Raw genomic sequence first — 16,672 nt, 5'->3', positions numbered from 1 at the left:
CGCCTGACGACCGGGCGGGGATGTGCCGTACCGAACGGTCGGCGCGCACCGACGGGCCGGCGCGACAGGCGCCCGTCATGCGAACCGATGCGACCCCCGCCGCACGTTCGTCGCTCAGACGGAACCATCCGTGCCCCGGCCATCCCCTGGACCAAAGCAAGAGCGACCAGACGCCGGCAGGTCTCCTGGCTCACGGGTCATCGCGCGACACACAGCCTTCCCGGACGTGACGCCGTGGCGTCTGATCCAGTGGCCGGCGGCCCGGGAAACTTCCCGTCCGCCTGGTGCATCGCGCTCACCGCTTACAGTTGCAGGGACAGCCGCGGCATTGGACGGCGAACCGTCCGCACCGCATTCCCATTTTAAGCCCCTTGCGGGGCACCGGCGCGATCTCACGGCCGGCCCCGAAAAGGCCGACCGCGGCGCAGGGTTAGAATGAGGTTCAGCCGAGCGCAAGGGCGGCACCGTCCGATGCTGGCGACGTCCAGCTTTTTCTGTCAACTTCCCGGCATGAGCCGGATTGTCATTCTTTATGCGCTGGCGCTCGCCATCGCGGCGGCCGCGCTGCAATGGCTGGAATATCGCTATCTGATGCGTGCCTTCTCGACCGATATCTATGTCGTGCTGCTGGCGGGGGGATTCGTCAGCCTGGGGCTTTGGGCGGGACAAAAGCTGACGCCGCGACCGGCCGGGGGGCCGTTCGTGCGCAACGATGCGGCGATCCGCTCGCTCGGGCTGACCGCGCGGGAATGCGAAATAATGGCGCTGCTCGCATCGGGGCGATCCAACAAGGAAATGGCACGGGTGCTGAACATCTCGCCGAACACGGTGAAGACACATGTTGCGCGATTATATGAAAAGCTCGGCGTGCAACGGCGCATCCAGGCGGTCGAGAAGGCACGGTTTCTGGCGCTGATCGAATAGGCAATGCGGGTGATTTCGCCGGAATCACCCGTTCGGGCGATAGCTTTCGTCGCTGCCGTCGCGTCTCATCCCGCTCTCGTCACAGGAAGAGGGAGTTCGTCGTCATGCACCCGATCATGAGATACGCCACCACCTATGGGCTGTTGGCCGGCGCGGTGATCACCGCCACGATCATCACCGGCATCGTGCTTGCGAACCGGATGAAGTTCTTCAGTTCGGAATTGTTCGGTTATCTCGTCATGCTCGTCGCGCTGACCTTCATCTTCGTCGGGATAAAGCGGTATCGCGACGTGGAACGTGGCGGCATCGTCAAGTTCGGCGCGGCGTTCGGCGTCGGCTTCGCCATCGCTGTGGTCGCGGCGCTGACTTATATCGCAGTGTGGGAAATCTATCTGGCCGCGACCAACTACGCCTTTATCGACCAGTATATCGCCGGAATCGTCCGCGCTCGACAGGCGGCCGGGGTGACAGGCCCCGAGTTGGCACGCGAGGTGGAGAAGCTGGAGGCGATGCGGGTCCAATATGCCAATCCGCTGTTCCGGATACCGATCACCTTTGCTGAGATATTTCCGGTTGGGCTGGCCGTGTCGCTGGTGTCGGCGCTGTTGCTACGCATGCCGAAGTTTCTGCCGGCGCGGAGGTGATTGCTTCCTTCCGTCAGCGTCCCCGGCAAAGGCCGGGGAAGCGCACTCCGTCTAGGGTCGAGCCGATTTCGGCACGCCGCTGACATGAAAGATGCCGCCGCGCTGCAGCTCGATCACATATTGCGCGCCCTGTTCGCATTCGACCGCCCAGACCAGCTTGCCCTCGATCCGGCCGCGCGGCACGACATTGACGATGCGCTGGCAGGTGTAATCGGCATCGTTGATCGCGCGGAAGAAAGTCACTTCGCGCAGCGGCTCGGACAAGGCGGCGATCTTGGCTTCCATCGGGTCGGGTGCCGCATCCGCCGCCACGGTGGCGGCGTTGCCGGCCGGCGCAGTGGGCCCGTCACACCCCGCGAGCGCGACGCAAGCCAGCAAGATGATCATGGTTCGGACTGTCATGAGATCACTCCTCCCGGGTCAGATGCCATCGGCGACGACAGTACGCCCGTCCGCCTCAAGCCGTTCCGTCAAATCGGCCATGCAGGCGTCGAGCAATGCCGCGTCGGTCGCCCGCACGACGAAGTTCGCCCCGACCCGGCCGTCGCGGAAGAAGGGATAGCTGCCGATCGCGACGCCTTCATGGGCCTTTTCCACTGCGCCCAGGAGTTCAGCGACCTCGCTCTCCGGGATCCAGCCGCCAACCGTGCGCGAAAGGACCGGCAGCCCGCCCTCCAGCGTACCGGTCAGCGCATCGAGCATCCGGGCGGTGATGTGCGGCACACCGGCCATGATGAAGACATTGCCGATCCGGATGCCGGGCGCGCCCGACATGCGGTTCTCGATCAGGTCGGCGCCGTCAGGCACGCGTGCCATACGCTTGCGCGCATCGGTCAGCCCGCCACGCGTGGCGTAATAGCCCTCCAGGACGGCGACCGCCTTGGGATGGAAAACCACCCCAACGCCCAGTGCCTCGGCAATCGCATCGACGGTGATGTCGTCGTGCGTTGGACCGATTCCGCCGGTGGTGAAGAGATAATCGTTGCGCGCGCGCAGGATATTGACCGCCTCGACGATCGCGTCCGTCTTGTCGGGTACGATGCGCACCTCGGCCAGGCGGATGCCCTGGACATTGAGCCAGGCGGCGACCTGCGCGACATTCATGTCCTGCGTGCGGCCTGACAGGATCTCGTCGCCGATCACCGCCAGCGCGGCTGTCCAGATGCGTGTCGTCATGGGTTTGCGCATAGACCCTCAAACCGCCCTCGCAAAGCCCGACGCGGCTCGCTATATCGCGTTTATGACTGACTATGTAACCGTCACCGCCGACGCCCCGCTGGGCCGGACCGGCGCCATCAAGCTGCACGGGCGCGACGCGTTCGACGGCATGCACAAGGCCGGCCGACTGGCCGCCGAGACGCTCGACATGATTGTGCCGCACGTCGTGCCCGGCGTGTCGACCGGCGAGCTCGACGACCTGATCCGCAATTTTATCGCCGATCGCGGCGGCGTCCCGGCGACGCTTGGCTATCGCGGCTATACGCATGCCAGCTGCATCTCGATCAATCATGTCGTGTGCCACGGCATCCCCGGCATCAAGACGCTGAAAAGCGGCGATATCGTCAATATCGACGTCACGCCGATCGTCGATGGGTGGCACGGCGATTCGAGCCGCATGTATCTGGTCGGCGATGTGCCGATCAAGGCGAAGCGCCTGGTCGATGTGACGTATGAATGCCTGATGCTCGGCATCGAGCATGCGAAGCCCGGCAACACGATGGGCGATGTCGCGCACGCGATCCAGAGCCATGCCGAAAAGCACCGCTTCGGCGTGGTGCGCGATTTCTGCGGCCATGGACTTGGCCGGCTGTTCCATGACGCACCCGAAGTGGTCCATGTCGGCCGCCCCGGCACTGGTCCGGAACTGCGCCCCGGCATGATCTTCACGATCGAACCGATGATCAATATCGGCCGGCCCGATGTGAAGCTGCTTGACGATGGCTGGACCGCGGTGACTCGCGACCGCTCGCTGTCGGCGCAGTTCGAGCATTCGATCGGCATCACCGAAGACGGCAATGAGATCTTCACGGTCAGCCCGGGCGGGTTCCACCAGCCGCCTTATTGAGCGGCGTTGCCCCCAATGGCCGACGACAAGGCAATCTCCAAGACGCTATCCTTTTGGCTGCGTCACAAACCGGAAGCAGCGAGCCTGACGCTCGATGGCGCGGGCTGGACCGATGTCGATGCGGTGCTGGCAGCACTGGCCGCACAACGGATCGATTGCGACTGGGAGCGGCTGCTGTCGGTGGTCGAGACCAACGACAAGAAGCGCTATGAACTGAGCGCGGACGGTGCCCGCATTCGGGCAAGGCAAGGGCATTCGATTGAGGTCGAGCTCGACTGGCCGCAACGCGAGCCGCCCGAATTGCTGTATCACGGTACGGTCGAACGCTTTCTCGATCCTATTCGCGCCGAGGGCCTGCGGCCGATGCGGCGGCACCATGTTCATTTGTCGTCCGATATCGCCACCGCGACGATCGTCGGCAACCGGCGCGGCAAGGCCGTGATCCTGACGGTGCGCGCCGGTGATCTGGCACGATCGGGCCAGGCATTCTTCCTGACCGGCAATGGCGTCTGGCTGACCGATCATGTGCCGCCCGATTTTCTCGGCACCGCCTGACTGCCTCAAAAGCGGGCACAATGCACCATCTGCACGGGCGTTAGGCATTGAAGAACCAGCCCCGCCCAGCCTGCGCCACGGCGCGGCGCCTCTCGCGCGACTGGCACGCTTGTTGTAAGACGCGCGGTAGGTAGAGGCGCTTTCGCCGGCATCAGGGGCAAGTACGCGTGAAAAAGATCGAAGCGATCATCAAGCCATTCAAGCTGGACGAGGTGAAGGAAGCGCTGCACGAAGTTGGGGTTTCAGGCATCACCGTGACCGAGGCCAAGGGGTTCGGCCGCCAGAAGGGTCATACCGAACTGTATCGCGGCGCCGAATATGTCGTCGACTTCCTGCCCAAGGTGAAGCTTGAGGTGGTGGTCGAGGACAGCCTGGCCGAACGCGTGGTCGAGGCGATCGCTGCAGCGGCGCAGACCGGGCGGATCGGCGACGGCAAGATTTTCGTCATTCCGGTCGAGACCGCGCTGCGCATCCGCACCGGCGAGCGCAACGACGACGCCATCTGAGGGGGCTATCCAGAAACACGATCCAACGAGAGATATTTGACGCACCGCAACATTGTGTGACAGCAGGCGCGGCGCACGTAACATGATTCTCCGGGAGACCGGAGCGACGACAAGAAACGAAAGGGCATGGGGTTTATGGCGAATTCTGCGAGCGACGTCCTGAAGATGATCAAGGACCAGGAGATCGAGTGGGTCGATCTGCGGTTCACCGATCCCAAGGGCAAGTGGCAGCATCTGACGATGGTTGCGAGCGTCGTCGGTGACGACGAACTGACTGACGGCTTCATGTTCGACGGCTCGTCGATCGCGGGCTGGAAGGTGATCAACGAATCCGACATGATCCTGAAGCCGGATCTGGATGCGGTTTATGTCGATCCGTTCTCGGCGACGCCGATGCTGATCCTGATCTGCGATATTGTCGAGCCGGCGACCGGCGAGCTTTATGCCCGCGATCCGCGCTCGACCGCGAAGCGCGCTGAGGCTTACCTGAAGACGACCGGCATCGGCGACACCGTCTATGTCGGCCCTGAGGCCGAGTTCTTCATGTTCGACGATGTGAAGTTCGAGAACAGCTACAGCACCAGCTATTACAAGATCGACGATATCGAGCTGCCGACCAACACCGGCACCACCTATGAAGGCGGCAATATGGGCCACCGCCCGCGCGCCAAGGGCGGTTATTTCCCGGTCGCACCGGTCGACAGCGCCGTCGACATCCGTGGCGAGATGGTCTCGACCATGCTCGAAATGGGCCTGCCGTGCGACAAGCACCACCATGAGGTTGCCGCGGCACAACATGAGCTCGGCCTGACCTTCGGCACGCTGACCACCACTGCCGATCGCATGCAGATCTACAAGTACGTCGTGCATCAGGTCGCCCATGCCTACGGCAAGACCGCGACCTTCATGCCCAAGCCGATCAAGGAAGATAACGGCTCGGGCATGCACACCCATTTGTCGATCTGGGAAGGCGGCAAGCCGCTGTTCGCCGGCAATGGCTATGCCGGCCTGTCCGACACCTGCCTCTATTTCATCGGCGGCATCATCAAGCATGCCAAGTCGGTCAACGCCTTCACCAACCCGACCACCAACAGCTACAAGCGCTTGGTACCGGGTTATGAAGCGCCGGTGCTGCTCGCTTATTCGGCGCGCAACCGGTCGGCATCGTGCCGCATTCCGTACGGCACCGGGCCCAAGGCGAAGCGCGTCGAAGTGCGCTTCCCCGACGCGATGGCCAACCCGTATCTTTGCTATGCGGCGTTGTTCATGGCCGGTCTGGACGGCATCCAGAACAAGATCCACCCGGGCGAGGCCATGGACAAGAACCTGTACGACCTGCCGCCGGCAGAGCTCGCTCAGGTCCCGACCGTCTGCGGCTCGCTGCGTGAGGCGCTGGAAAGCCTGGCCGCCGATCACGACTATCTGCTCAAGGGCGACGTCTTCTCCAAGGAGCAGATCGAATCCTATATCGAACTGAAATATGAGGACGTGGCGCGCTGGGAAATGACCCCGAGCCCGGTCGAATTCGACATGTACTACAGCTACTGATCCACGATCAGCCGCACATCAGGGCGTCCGGAGCGATCCGGGCGCCCTTTTTTTGTTTCGGGCAGCGCAGGACGAGATGACGGGCGGGATCGATTCAACCCCGTCACCGACCATGCCAGTGTGGCGGTGGGCGGAACACCAGCTGGCGCTCCGCCCCGCTCTTTGACATGACTGGAAAATGACAAGCGTTTGCGACCGCTGTTCGGCAAGAACAGCGGTCGGCTCACCCCTGTTAATGCGTGTTCTCACCCCTGTTATCGATAACAGGGGTGAGCACATTCAAGACATTGAAAAATGGGAGAAAATCCGTCCTCCCAATCCAACTTAACAGGGGTGGCTTTTTTTATTGGAAAGAACAGCGGAAAATTGCGGTGCGACAATGCTGCGGCACGCACCGCGGCGGCCGTCGGGCAAGTCCGGATTGGACCTGGAATAAAATTTTTCGACCGGAACGGATGCCTCGGCCGGCTGTTCGGTGTTGCGGTATGGTGATCACCGAAAGGGTCGCAATGAAGAATCCCGTGTTGCTGATTGTCCTTGGACTCGTATTGCTAGCCGCTGGCGCTGCGCTCAACCTCACCGGCGGACCGCCAAAGGCAGATGCCGCAATCGCAGCCCAGTGCAAGGAGCGCATGCGGGGTCAGCCCGACATGGTCGCGAAATGCGACGAAGCGGCGTTTGCCGCTGCCATGACCGCCACCGATGCGGACTCCGCGGCGCGCGCGATCAGCGCAGCCAATAACAGCGAAATCGGCGGGAACACTCTGGCAATGTTCCTGCTTGGTCTCGGCGCAGTGGTGACGGCTGCGGGCATTTTCACCCGCTGGAAAAAGCCGTCAGTCGTGAGGTGACCGCGATGCGCTCAATCCTCGCCCTCGCCAACGCAGTGATGGAGACCTTCAAAAGGCTGCCGGGCATGGCCTGACCGCGCTCCGGCTTCTGCGGAAACGAGCCCTCAATCGTCAGAGTCTCGCCTTCCGCGCCTCCTTCAACAAAGCAGGCATTAGGGAAGCAACACCGTCGCTCCCTTCGTCTCGCCCGCTTCGAGCGCACGATGTGCCTCGGCGACATTCTCGAGTGCGAAGGTCTGGCCGATCTCCGCACTGATCGCACCCTTGGCGAGCATCTCGAACACACGGTCGATACCACGTTTCCGCTCCTCCGCGGTGACGTAATAGTCAAACATGGTCGGGCGCGAGACGAACAGCGAGCCATTGCGCGCGAGGATGCCGAGATTGACGCCATCGACCGGGCCACCGGCATTGCCGTAACTGACGATCAGGCCGCGCCGCGCGGTTGAGGCGAGTGAGATATCCCAGGTCGCCTTGCCGATGCCGTCGAACACCACCGATACGCCCTTGCCGTCGGTGATCGCTCTCACCTCCTTGGCGACATCGACCTGCTTGTGGAGCAGGACATGGTCGGCACCCGCGGCACGTGCCTGCGCCGCCTTCTCCTCGCTGCCAACTGTGCCGATCACCGTCGCACCGACCGCCTTCAGCCAGCCGACGAGCAGATGGCCGACGCCGCCCGCTGCCGCATGGACGAGTACCGTCTGGCCGCGCTCGACCTTGGCGCAGCGTTCGACGAGGAACTCGGTCGTGCCGCCTTTCAGCAGCAGCGCCGCCGCCGTCCGATCGTCGACGCTATCCGGCAACTTGATCAACTGATCGGCCGGGACGTTTCGTTCAGTCGAATAAGCGCCGCGTGCCGGGCCGAAGGTTCCCACCCGGTCCCCGACGGCGAGGCCAGTCACGCCCTCGCCCAGCGCCTCGACTACGCCGACCGCTTCGCCGCCAAGGCGGCCGGGCATCTCGATCGGATAAAGGCCGCTACGATGATAGGTATCGATGAAGTTGAGCCCCACCGCGGTGTTGCGCATCCGCGCCTCGCCCGGACCGGGCGGCGGCACGTCGATATCGACCCATTCGATGACGTCCGGACCGCCGGTGCGGGTGATTTGAGCGATACGGGCCATCGGTCGATCTCCTGTCGAGACGAAGCGAAAATAGGTGCTGCGTTTCAGGTTGCAACGGATCGCCGCGCACGCCATCTAGGCGCGTGAAGCATACCGCAAGTTCAAAAATCGGAGAGCGAGATGAAGAGCTACCTGAAGCAGTATATCGATGGTGCGTGGGTCGATAGCGAGGGTGGCAAGCGCCACGAGGTGATCGATCCGTCGACCGAACAGCCAGTGAGCGAAATCACGCTCGGCAGCCAGGCCGATGTCGACAAGGCGGTCGCTGCTGCGAAAAAAGCATTCGACAGCTATTCGCAGACCAGCGTCGCGGACCGCATCGCACTGCTCGAGCGCGTGATCGAGGAATATAAGGCGCGCATGCCCGACCTGGCGGCGGCGACCAGTGAGGAAATGGGCGCGCCGATCGGCTTCGCGACCATGGCGCAGGCGCCGGCTGGGCTTGGCTATTTCATCGGCACGCTGAAGGCACTGCAGGAATTCAGCTTCTCCGAACAGGTCGGCAAGAACCGCGTGGTGCATGAGCCGCTCGGCGTCGTCGCGATGATCACGCCGTGGAACTGGCCGCTCAACCAGATCTGCGCCAAAGTCGCGCCCGCGCTTGCCGCCGGCAACACCATGGTCCTGAAGCCATCGGAGGAAGCACCGGGCTGCGCGATGATCCTGGCCGAGATCCTCGACAAGGCCGGCGTGCCGGCGGGCGTGTTCAACCTGGTCAATGGCGATGGTCCAGGCGTCGGCGCGGCGCTATCGACCCACAAGCATGTCGACATGGTGAGCTTCACCGGATCGACCCGCGCGGGTATCGCAGTGGCGCAGGCGGCCGCAGCGACGGTCAAGCGCGTGCATCAGGAACTGGGCGGCAAGGCGCCAAACGTGGTGCTCGAGGGTGCCAATCTCGCCGAAGTTCTGCCACCGACGGTACAGGGCGTGCTGGCCAATTCTGGACAAAGCTGCATCGCCCCCACCCGCTTGCTGGTGCACAAGAGCCAGGCGGCCGAGGCAACGCAGGTGGTGAAGTCGATCATGGAAGCGGTCACCGTCGATGCGGCGAGCGTGATGGGCGCGCATATCGGCCCGGTGGTCAACAAGGCGCAGTATGAGAAGATCCAGGGCCTGATCCAATCGGCAATCGACGAGGGCGCGACCCTGGTCACCGGCGGCACCGGACGGCCCGACGGGCGCAACGCCGGCTTCTTCATCAAGCCGACTCTGTTCACCGACGTCACGCCGGAAATGCGCATCTACCGCGAGGAAACGTTCGGCCCGGTCGCGACGATTACCACCTATGAAAGCGGCGCCCAGGCGATCGAGATGGCCAACGACACCGATTACGGCTTGTCGGCGACGATCTCGGGCGATCCGGCGGAAGCGGCCAAGGTGGCGCCCAAACTGCGCGCCGGGCTGGTCACGATCAACGCCTGGGCCGGCGGTGGCGGCACGCCGTTCGGCGGTTACAAGCAGTCCGGCAATGGCCGTGAAGGCGGCAAATACGGCCTGGCCGATTTCATGGAGCTGAAGACGATCGTCGGCGAGCCCGCGTAACCAGGCATGGCGCTGAACATTGATGTATTGATGCCGGCGGCAGACAGCGAATATGGCGCCGCCGCCGAGGCGATACTGAACGATTACCGCGCGGCATTCGCCGAGCGCGGCATGACGTTTCGCCCCCGGCCCTGGGATCTCGGGCCGGGCGACGGCGACGCGACGCTGGCGCTGTTCGCCTGGGGCTATCATCTCGACGTGGCGCGGTGGGAGGCGATGCTGGCGGCGTGGCCGGCGGACTGGCCCTTGTTCAACGCGCCGGCATTGCTCGCCGCCAATACACGCAAGACCTATCTCGCCGAGCTTGAAGCCGACGGCATCCCGATCGTCCCGAGCTGGTTCGGGCGCGCCGATACGGCGAGCGTCGCGGCCGCCTTTGACCATTTCGGCAGCGAGCAGCTGGTGATCAAACCGCAAGTGTCGGGCGGCAGCTATCGTACCGTGCGCATCGGGCGCGGCGATCCGGTCAGGCAGCTGGACGATGCGATCATCCAGCCCTTCGTGCCGGCCGTGTCGGACGAAGGCGAGCTGTCCTTTCTCTATATCGAGGAGCGGTTCAGCCATGCCGTGCGCAAGGTCGCGGCCGACGGCGATTTCCGCATTCAGCCGCAATTTGGCGGCATCTTCACGCGCTTCGATCCGGATGTCGAGCAGCGCGCCCTTTCCGACCGCGTTATCGCGGCGCTGCCCGAACCGGCGCTCTATACCCGGGTCGACCTGTTACGGCTGGCCGATGGCAGCCTGGCACTGATGGAACTGGAAGCGATCGAGCCCGATCTCTATCCGCATCTCGAGCCCGAACTGCCGGCGCGATTGGCCGATGCGCTGCTCAATGCACTGGCCAGGTCCACATGAGCAACGGTACGCCAACCAGCAGCACCATCAGGGAGAGCGGCGCGCCGAGCCGGGCATAGTCGCCGAACTTGTACCCGCCCGGCCCCATCACCAGCGTGTTGCACTGGTGGCCGATCGGGGTGAGGAAGTCGCACCCCGCACCAACCGCCGTCGCCATCAGAAATGCCTCCGGCCGGTAACCAAGGTCTCCCGCGAAGGTGGCGGCGATAGGCGCCATCACCAGCACAGTTGCAGCATTGTTGAGGAACGGCGTCACGGCCATCGCCGCCGCCAGGATCAACGCGACCGCTCCCCAAGGCGGCAGGGTCGCGGCAGTCGAAGACAGCCAGGTCGCGATAACATCCGATGCGCCGGTTGTGCGAAGGGAGTCGCTGACCGGGATCAACGCGCCGAGCATGATCAGGATCGGCCATTCGACATGATCATAGGCTTCGCGCACCGGCAGCGCGCCACTTGCCATGACCAGGCCGGCTGCTGCGAAGAAAGCGACCGCGACGGGGACGTAACCGGTCGCGGTCGCGACCATCGCGACGGCAAGGATTGCGAGCGGCAGCCAGCCGCGCCGCGAACTGCCAAGCCGCAGCGTACGTTCCGCGAGCGGCAGACAGCCGAGATCGCGCAGGCGTTCGGGCAACAGCGTCAGCGGCCCCTGCAAGACGACAACATCGCCGGCCTCAAGCGTGATGTCGCCGAGCCGCTTCACCAGCCTTGTCCCCTGTCGCGACACGGCGATCAGGTTGATGCCGTATTGCTGTTGCAGGCGCATCCGGCCGGCTGTCTGACCGACCAGCGACGAGTCCGCGCCGACTACCGCCTCGATCACACCAACTTCTTCGCCCTCGCTCCCTTCCGGCGCATCCCGCTCCTGACCTTCAAGCATGAGCTTGTCCTTGGCGATGACGCGTTCGAGCGCTTCCGGATCCCCGCCGATGATCAGGATGTCCCCCTCACGCAACACGGTATCGTGCAAGGGTGCGCTGCGCATACCGGCGCGCAGGATAGCGGTGATGGTCACGTCGCGATCATGACGGTCGAGGAATTCCGAGACCTTCTCGTCGATCGCGGAAGATCCTTCCGCAATCGCTGCCTCGGTGACATAGCCCTTGATATCGAGCGCCTCACCCATGGTCGGGGCGGCGCGACGGTCGCGCGGCAGCAGGCGATAACCGAACCGCAGGAAGATCAGCCCCATCACCGTGAGACCGAGCCCGACCGGGGCATAGTCGAACATCCCGAACGGTTGCCCGGTCATCTGCTCGCGCACCCGGCTGACGATAATGTTGGGCGACGTGCCGACCAGCGTGATCAGGCCGCCGAGCAGCGATGCGAACGCCATCGGCATGAGGAATACCGAGGGGCTGGTGTCCGATTTTCTGGCCATCTGAAACGCAGCGGGCATCAGCATCGCCAGCGCGCCGATATTCTTGACGAAGCCAGAGGCAAATCCGACCGAGGCGGTCAACACGAGCAATTGCGTGCGCACACGCGTCACGCGCTTCGATACCAACGACAGGCCGATCTCGATTACCCCCGAGCGTTGCACCGCCGCCGAGATGACCAGAGCCGAGCCGACGATAATGATGATATCGTCGGAAAAGCCCCTGAATGCGTCCTTGGGCGCGACAATGCCGAGAGCGAGCGCCGCGAGCAAAGCAAGGATCGCGACCACATCGTAACGAAACTTGCCCCAGATGAAGAGCGCCATCATGCCGATGAGCGTGGCGATCGACAGGAGCTGGGGTAAAGTCATTCTGCCTCGCGAACGGGATCGATGTGACAGTAAACACACGACACCGTAACAATGTCCGTTCAGGGGCTGGCGCCAGCGAATTATCGCAGGCAACGCACCTGCATGGCGATCGAAACCCTTCTCGCACGTTACGGCCTTGCCGCCGTATTCCTCGGCGCCGGCATTGAGGGCGAGACCATGGTCGTGACCGGCGGCCTGCTCGCGCATGATGGACTATTGCCATTTTTCGGCGTGGCGATCGCCGCCGCTGCGGGGTCGTTCGTTGCCGATCAGCTATTCTTCGCGCTGGGGCGACGGTTTCGCGATCATCCGCGCGTCCAGCGGATCGAGGCAAAACCCGCTTTCGCACGAGCGTTGGCGCTGTTCGAACGGCACCCTACTGCGTTCGTGTTCGGGTTCCGCTTTCTCTACGGGCTCAGAACGGTCAGCCCGATCGCGATCGGCACCTCGGCGATCAGGACGCACATATTCGCGGCGATCAATGCTGCCGCCGCTGCCGTCTGGGCGTTCCTGTTCACCGGCATCGGCTATGTGTTCGCAGACGGGATCGAGCGATTCTTCGGCAAGATGAAGTCGATCGAGCATTTCGTGATCGGCGTGCTCATCGTGGCGGCTGTCATCGGTGGCGGGATTCAATTGGTGCGCCGGCTCAGGGCAAAGCGCCTTTCCGCCGCTCAATAATCCTTCGACACGCGGACATTGGCGCTTTGCCGACCAAGCGTCGAGATGCTCGACAGCAGCGACAGCCAGCGCGTGACCTGGAACTCGACCTGTGTTGCCGAATAGCCTGCCCCATCGGTGATGATCTCCGCGAACAGTTTGCGCGTGATGTATTTGCCCGCCGCGACAGAGGTCCCCTGCCCAGTTTGCGGATCAGCCGGCAGGATGCGCAACCGGTCCAGCCCGGCCGCGCGGCGCACCGCATTGATCGGGTTGAGACCGCCCTTGCCGTCCTGCAAGGCCGCCACTGCCGCTGCCAATTGCAGCGCCTCGGGAGCCGACAGGTTGGTGATCGAGGTGCCGAACAACAGGCGCGACAGAAGTTCGTCCTCCGGCAAAGCAGGAACGCTGGCGAAGCTGATATCGGGCTTCAACGCATTGCCGGTGACGCGGATCGTCGCGCGCAGGCCGGTCGAATCCGCATTGGCGGCGATGTCGAGCGACGGGTTCGCAGGCACCTCACCCGCGAACAGGATGATGCCGCGTTCCAACTCGAATTCACGCCCGGCGAATTCATAATCGCCGCGGATCAGGTCGGCGCGGCCGGTGATCGCGGGGTTGTCCGGCACGCCGCCAATCTTCAGGTCCGCCGACCATTCGCTGGCAAGGCCGAGGCCATTGACCCTGAGCTGGTTCGGCGCGCGCGCACGGACGTCGAGACGCCACGGCTTGGTCGGCACGACATCGCCATCGTCGTCGCCGCCCGGTATGTTGATCTCGCGGATGTTGAGGCGCGGCACCGCGCTGGCGACGGTTGCCTGACCGAGCCGATAGCGGCTCTTGTCGAGCACGACATCACCGGCGATGACGCCCCCCGAGCCGTCCGATTTAAAGCTGAGCGGGCCCGTGACGGTCGCGGCGATATCGTCGCGATTGATCAACTGCGCATTCTCGGCGCGCACGGAAAGGTCAATCCCGAAGCCACGTGCAGCCGCGAGATCGAAGACTCCGGTGCCCGAAACCCGCCCGCCCTTGCCGGCGTCGGCATTGAAGCGGTCGATGACCAGCTTCGATCCGCCGAAACGGCCGGTCGCCTGAACATTGGTCAACAGCGTACCGGTGACGCCGCTTTCGATCTTTGCACCATTGGCCTGAAGCACGCCGCGGATGCTCGGGTCGTTGATCGTACCGCCAAGATCGGCACCAATCGCGACCGGGCCGGTAAGATCGAACAGCTCGATATTGGCCAGCCGCCACAGCGTATCGGCCGGGCCGTTATAGCGCAGCTGCGCGAAGAGAGGCGCGTGGGTAAGCCGTGTTGCGAGGTCGCCCGAACCGAGCGGGGTCAACTGCGCTTGCGCGCGCCCCACGGTCTTGCCGCCGCTGGACATGATGGCACGCGCCGCTGCCTTGTTGGGCTGCAGCACGGCCGCGATGCCGACATCGATCGGTTGCGACGACAGCACCAGGCCGGACCGGGTCAGGCCGCGCACCGTCATATCCATTCGACCGGTCGGCGCCTGTCCCTCCCCTTGCGAGAAAGCGAGCTTGCCCGAGGCACTGCCGCCCAGCCCGAGGCCGGGGAAGCCGATGTCGAGGATCGCCAGCGGCATGCGCGTCATGCTCGCATCGATCGCGCTGGAGCGGCCGGTAAAGCGCCCGCCAATCTGGGCATCGCCGCCGGCGAAGCTCAATTTCGTCGGTGCGAGCCGCCAGCCATCTCCGTCACGAGTGAAGACGGCTGGAGTGATCAGCTTCAACGGGCGGCGGTCAAGCGTTCCCTGAGCCGAGACGCTATAGCTGTCCGCCGTCACCTGAGTTACCGACTGAATGTCGAAGGCGCGGCCTCGCGAGCCGGAAATCGCCATCTTGATCTGACCGACGCCGCCGCGCAGCGTCGCATTGCCGGCAAAGCGACCGATCGTCAGCGAGCCGCGTTTAAGGCCGTTGCCGGTCACGGTCGCCTCGATCGACGTGCCCGCCGGATCGAGTAAGGCGATGAGATCGAGATGGCCGCGCCGCAGCGTTACCATCTCTGCGAGCTTGGCCGAGCTGGCATCGAGATGTGCCTCGATCCGCTGCACATCGCCGACCGGCCGCAGCAGCAATTCGCCCGAAATGCCGCCACCGGCCACCGCCAGTCGCCCGTTGAAGCCGCCATCGACCACGTCCAAGGCACCGTTCAGGCGCGTGCCGCTGACATCGAGCTGGGCAATCGACACAGTTGCGTTGCCGCCGCGCGGCAACAGGATCGCGCCATTGCCGGTAAAGGGTCCAAGCCGCGACCCGCCGCGCGCGGTGAAGGCAAAGCCCTCCGCCGTCGGATCGAGATGCGCGATGACGTTGGTCAGTCCCATCGTCTCATTGGGCCGTTCGAACACCAGATCGAGCGTCGGCTTCTCGATCCGGCCATCGAGCTTGATGGTGAACGGACCATAGGTCGCCTGACGCCCGCTTCCTTCGAAGAAGAAAGTGCCGTCGCGGCGGCGGAAACCATTGCCGGTGATGCGGATTTCCGGCGCGGTCAGCACCAGACCCTTGAGATGAAGAATGCCGTCGGGAGTCCGTTCCAGCCCGGTGACGATGCGCGGCAGCCCCCCGGCAAGCGAGCGGAAGAACGCATTGTCGAGCCGAACCATCTGCGCGGTGCCGCTGCCGACGATGCGCAGGCCCTTGCCGTTCGGGCCGGGCACCGCCTGTAGTTTCGAGGTCACATCGACGATGCCGAGCCCGGGGATCAGATAGCGGCCGAGTGCACCATTGATGCCCACCTCATAATGCCCGGTCTTGAGGTCGAGGATCAGGTTGATCCGCCCGGTCAGCTTGTCGGAGCGCAGGCGCAGATTGTCGCCGGTGATGAATTTGCTGGTCACGCGCAGCACGCCGTCAAGCGTCAGGTTGTGCAAGATGCCGCCGGCGACGTCGCCGACGCCGGTGACGCGCACTGCGCTGAACTTGACCGGCACCGACACGGGCGATTTCGAAAGCCGCCCCTTGCCCCCCGCCCGCGCCACTTCGAAGCCGTTCTGATCGAAGGCGAAGCGATCGGCGGTAAGACGATAATCGAACGCGGCGGTGGCGAACGCGCCGTCGAGGATCGCGCGCAACTGGATATTACGGCCGCTCATATTCGGGAACAATGCCGGCGGACGAAGCAAGCGCGCGGCGACGCGAACATTGCGATAGCTGTTCTCGGCCAAATCGATCACGCCGGTCGCATCGACGGTCAAAGCGGCCGATCGCAGGCCGAGCGTGCCATCGAGGCGCCGGTTCTGGAGCGTGGCCGCACCATTCACCGCGATGCGCGGGCTGGTCAGGCGCATCAGCTTGCCCTTGGTGAAGGGCGCCGGCGTCAGGGTCCCGGTGAGCGAATAGCTGCCCGCCTTGTTGCCAAGCGCCAAGTCGATCGCGCGGACATCACCAATGTCGCCCTGCGCCTTGCCCCGCCAGGCCTTCCATGTGCCGTCCCCCGTCACATCCAGCGAGATCGGGCGGGCGATGCCGATCAGCTTTGCCAGCACGCCGCTCGCGCTGCCGCGGGCCCGGACATTCACGTCGAACCTGTCGCGGTCGGGCTCCGCATCGAGCTTCACGACCAGCGTATCGCTGCCCGCGACACATTGCTCGCGGCGCTCGCCCAGC

General features: G+C 64.1%; 15 protein-coding genes and 1 riboswitch. Of the genes, 10 read left to right on the top strand and 5 right to left on the bottom strand.

All coding sequences use genetic code 11. From position 1 onward, the window contains the following. Positions 1-158: 158 nt before the first annotated feature. Positions 159-401, bottom strand: a riboswitch (cobalamin riboswitch). Between the two features lie 109 nt (positions 402-510). Then, positions 511-924, top strand: a complete 414-nt coding sequence (locus ACRECS_RS16790; RefSeq protein ID WP_431584097.1) for a response regulator transcription factor — start codon at positions 511-513, stop codon at positions 922-924. 104 nt (positions 925-1,028) lie between these two features. After that, positions 1,029-1,568: a DUF4199 domain-containing protein gene (locus ACRECS_RS16785; protein ID WP_431584096.1), complete on the top strand. Its 540-nt coding sequence runs from the start codon at positions 1,029-1,031 to the stop codon at positions 1,566-1,568. A 51-nt stretch (positions 1,569-1,619) separates the two neighbouring features. On the opposite strand, the gene ACRECS_RS16780 is transcribed toward ACRECS_RS16785, so the two are convergent. Together ACRECS_RS16780 and ACRECS_RS16775 are read right to left on the bottom strand one after the other, a co-directional pair. Further along, positions 1,620-1,970, bottom strand: coding sequence for a hypothetical protein (locus ACRECS_RS16780; protein WP_431584095.1), 351 nt, complete (start codon positions 1,968-1,970; stop codon positions 1,620-1,622). Positions 1,971-1,988: 18 nt separating this feature from the next. Continuing rightward, entirely contained in the window at positions 1,989-2,744 is a 756-nt protein-coding gene (locus ACRECS_RS16775) for a competence/damage-inducible protein A (RefSeq protein ID WP_431584094.1), read from the bottom strand. Positions 2,745-2,808: 64 nt separating this feature from the next. Between ACRECS_RS16775 and map the strand changes: the two genes are divergently transcribed. The 5 genes from map to ACRECS_RS16750 all read left to right on the top strand — a co-directional run bounded on the left by map (position 2,809) and on the right by ACRECS_RS16750 (position 7,093). Then, positions 2,809-3,633, top strand: a complete 825-nt coding sequence (map, locus tag ACRECS_RS16770) for a type I methionyl aminopeptidase (protein ID WP_431584093.1) — start codon at positions 2,809-2,811, stop codon at positions 3,631-3,633. Between the two features lie 15 nt (positions 3,634-3,648). After that, entirely contained in the window at positions 3,649-4,188 is a 540-nt protein-coding gene (locus ACRECS_RS16765) for an RNA 2'-phosphotransferase (RefSeq protein ID WP_431584092.1), read from the top strand. A 167-nt stretch (positions 4,189-4,355) separates the two neighbouring features. Continuing rightward, positions 4,356-4,694, top strand: coding sequence for a P-II family nitrogen regulator (locus tag ACRECS_RS16760; protein ID WP_183112272.1), 339 nt, complete (start codon positions 4,356-4,358; stop codon positions 4,692-4,694). Between the two features lie 135 nt (positions 4,695-4,829). Then, complete coding sequence (glnA, locus tag ACRECS_RS16755; RefSeq protein ID WP_431584091.1) at positions 4,830-6,242, top strand: type I glutamate--ammonia ligase; 1,413 nt, start codon at positions 4,830-4,832, stop codon at positions 6,240-6,242. 509 nt (positions 6,243-6,751) lie between these two features. Then, complete coding sequence (locus tag ACRECS_RS16750; protein WP_431584090.1) at positions 6,752-7,093, top strand: hypothetical protein; 342 nt, start codon at positions 6,752-6,754, stop codon at positions 7,091-7,093. Between the two features lie 152 nt (positions 7,094-7,245). On the opposite strand, the gene ACRECS_RS16745 is transcribed toward ACRECS_RS16750, so the two are convergent. Beyond that, positions 7,246-8,220 (bottom strand): quinone oxidoreductase family protein, encoded by a 975-nt coding sequence (locus ACRECS_RS16745; protein WP_431584089.1) that lies wholly within the window; start codon positions 8,218-8,220, stop codon positions 7,246-7,248. 120 nt (positions 8,221-8,340) lie between these two features. Here ACRECS_RS16745 and ACRECS_RS16740 point away from each other — a divergent pair, with 120 nt between their 5' ends. Together ACRECS_RS16740 and ACRECS_RS16735 are read left to right on the top strand one after the other, a co-directional pair. Then, the gene (locus tag ACRECS_RS16740) at positions 8,341-9,765 is read left to right on the top strand and encodes an aldehyde dehydrogenase family protein (RefSeq protein WP_431584088.1); all 1,425 of its coding nucleotides are present in this window, start codon (positions 8,341-8,343) and stop codon (positions 9,763-9,765) included. A gap of 30 nt (positions 9,766-9,795) precedes the next feature. Beyond that, positions 9,796-10,620 carry an ATP-grasp domain-containing protein gene (locus ACRECS_RS16735; RefSeq protein WP_431584087.1) on the top strand — a complete coding sequence of 275 codons (825 nt, stop codon included), beginning with the start codon at positions 9,796-9,798 and terminating at the stop codon, positions 10,618-10,620. Here the strand turns inward: ACRECS_RS16735 and ACRECS_RS16730 are convergent. Further along, entirely contained in the window at positions 10,595-12,370 is a 1,776-nt protein-coding gene (locus ACRECS_RS16730) for an SLC13 family permease (protein ID WP_431584086.1), read from the bottom strand. The genes ACRECS_RS16735 and ACRECS_RS16730 overlap by 26 nt on opposite strands. 102 nt (positions 12,371-12,472) lie before the next feature. Here ACRECS_RS16730 and ACRECS_RS16725 point away from each other — a divergent pair, with 102 nt between their 5' ends. Beyond that, positions 12,473-13,051 carry a DedA family protein gene (locus ACRECS_RS16725; RefSeq protein ID WP_431584085.1) on the top strand — a complete coding sequence of 193 codons (579 nt, stop codon included), beginning with the start codon at positions 12,473-12,475 and terminating at the stop codon, positions 13,049-13,051. Here ACRECS_RS16725 and ACRECS_RS16720 read toward each other — a convergent pair. Further along, positions 13,045-16,672, bottom strand: a 3,628-nt coding sequence (locus ACRECS_RS16720; RefSeq protein ID WP_431584084.1) for a translocation/assembly module TamB domain-containing protein, incomplete at its 5' end; no start/stop codon positions are given. The two genes, ACRECS_RS16725 and ACRECS_RS16720, sit on opposite strands and share 7 nt — an antisense overlap.

It is taken from the genome of Sphingomonas sp., from assembly GCF_050725575.1.
Classification (GTDB): Bacteria; Pseudomonadota; Alphaproteobacteria; order Sphingomonadales; family Sphingomonadaceae; genus Sphingomonas.
The sequence above is the reverse complement of the archived record's forward strand: the minus strand, read 5'-3'. Positions and strand labels throughout refer to the sequence as shown.

Coding starts and splice junctions, on each gene's coding strand:
- ACRECS_RS16765 (WP_431584092.1), top strand. CDS start 3,649: ATGGCCGACGACAAGGCAATCTCCAAGACGCTATCCTTTTGGCTGCGT.
- ACRECS_RS16750 (WP_431584090.1), top strand. CDS start 6,752: ATGAAGAATCCCGTGTTGCTGATTGTCCTTGGACTCGTATTGCTAGCC.
- ACRECS_RS16740 (WP_431584088.1), top strand. CDS start 8,341: ATGAAGAGCTACCTGAAGCAGTATATCGATGGTGCGTGGGTCGATAGC.
- ACRECS_RS16780 (WP_431584095.1), bottom strand. CDS start 1,970: ATGACAGTCCGAACCATGATCATCTTGCTGGCTTGCGTCGCGCTCGCG.
- glnA (WP_431584091.1), top strand. CDS start 4,830: ATGGCGAATTCTGCGAGCGACGTCCTGAAGATGATCAAGGACCAGGAG.
- ACRECS_RS16725 (WP_431584085.1), top strand. CDS start 12,473: ATGGCGATCGAAACCCTTCTCGCACGTTACGGCCTTGCCGCCGTATTC.
- ACRECS_RS16775 (WP_431584094.1), bottom strand. CDS start 2,744: ATGACGACACGCATCTGGACAGCCGCGCTGGCGGTGATCGGCGACGAG.
- ACRECS_RS16745 (WP_431584089.1), bottom strand. CDS start 8,220: ATGGCCCGTATCGCTCAAATCACCCGCACCGGCGGTCCGGACGTCATC.
- ACRECS_RS16730 (WP_431584086.1), bottom strand. CDS start 12,370: ATGACTTTACCCCAGCTCCTGTCGATCGCCACGCTCATCGGCATGATG.
- ACRECS_RS16735 (WP_431584087.1), top strand. CDS start 9,796: ATGCCGGCGGCAGACAGCGAATATGGCGCCGCCGCCGAGGCGATACTG.
- map (WP_431584093.1), top strand. CDS start 2,809: ATGACTGACTATGTAACCGTCACCGCCGACGCCCCGCTGGGCCGGACC.
- ACRECS_RS16785 (WP_431584096.1), top strand. CDS start 1,029: ATGCACCCGATCATGAGATACGCCACCACCTATGGGCTGTTGGCCGGC.
- ACRECS_RS16790 (WP_431584097.1), top strand. CDS start 511: ATGAGCCGGATTGTCATTCTTTATGCGCTGGCGCTCGCCATCGCGGCG.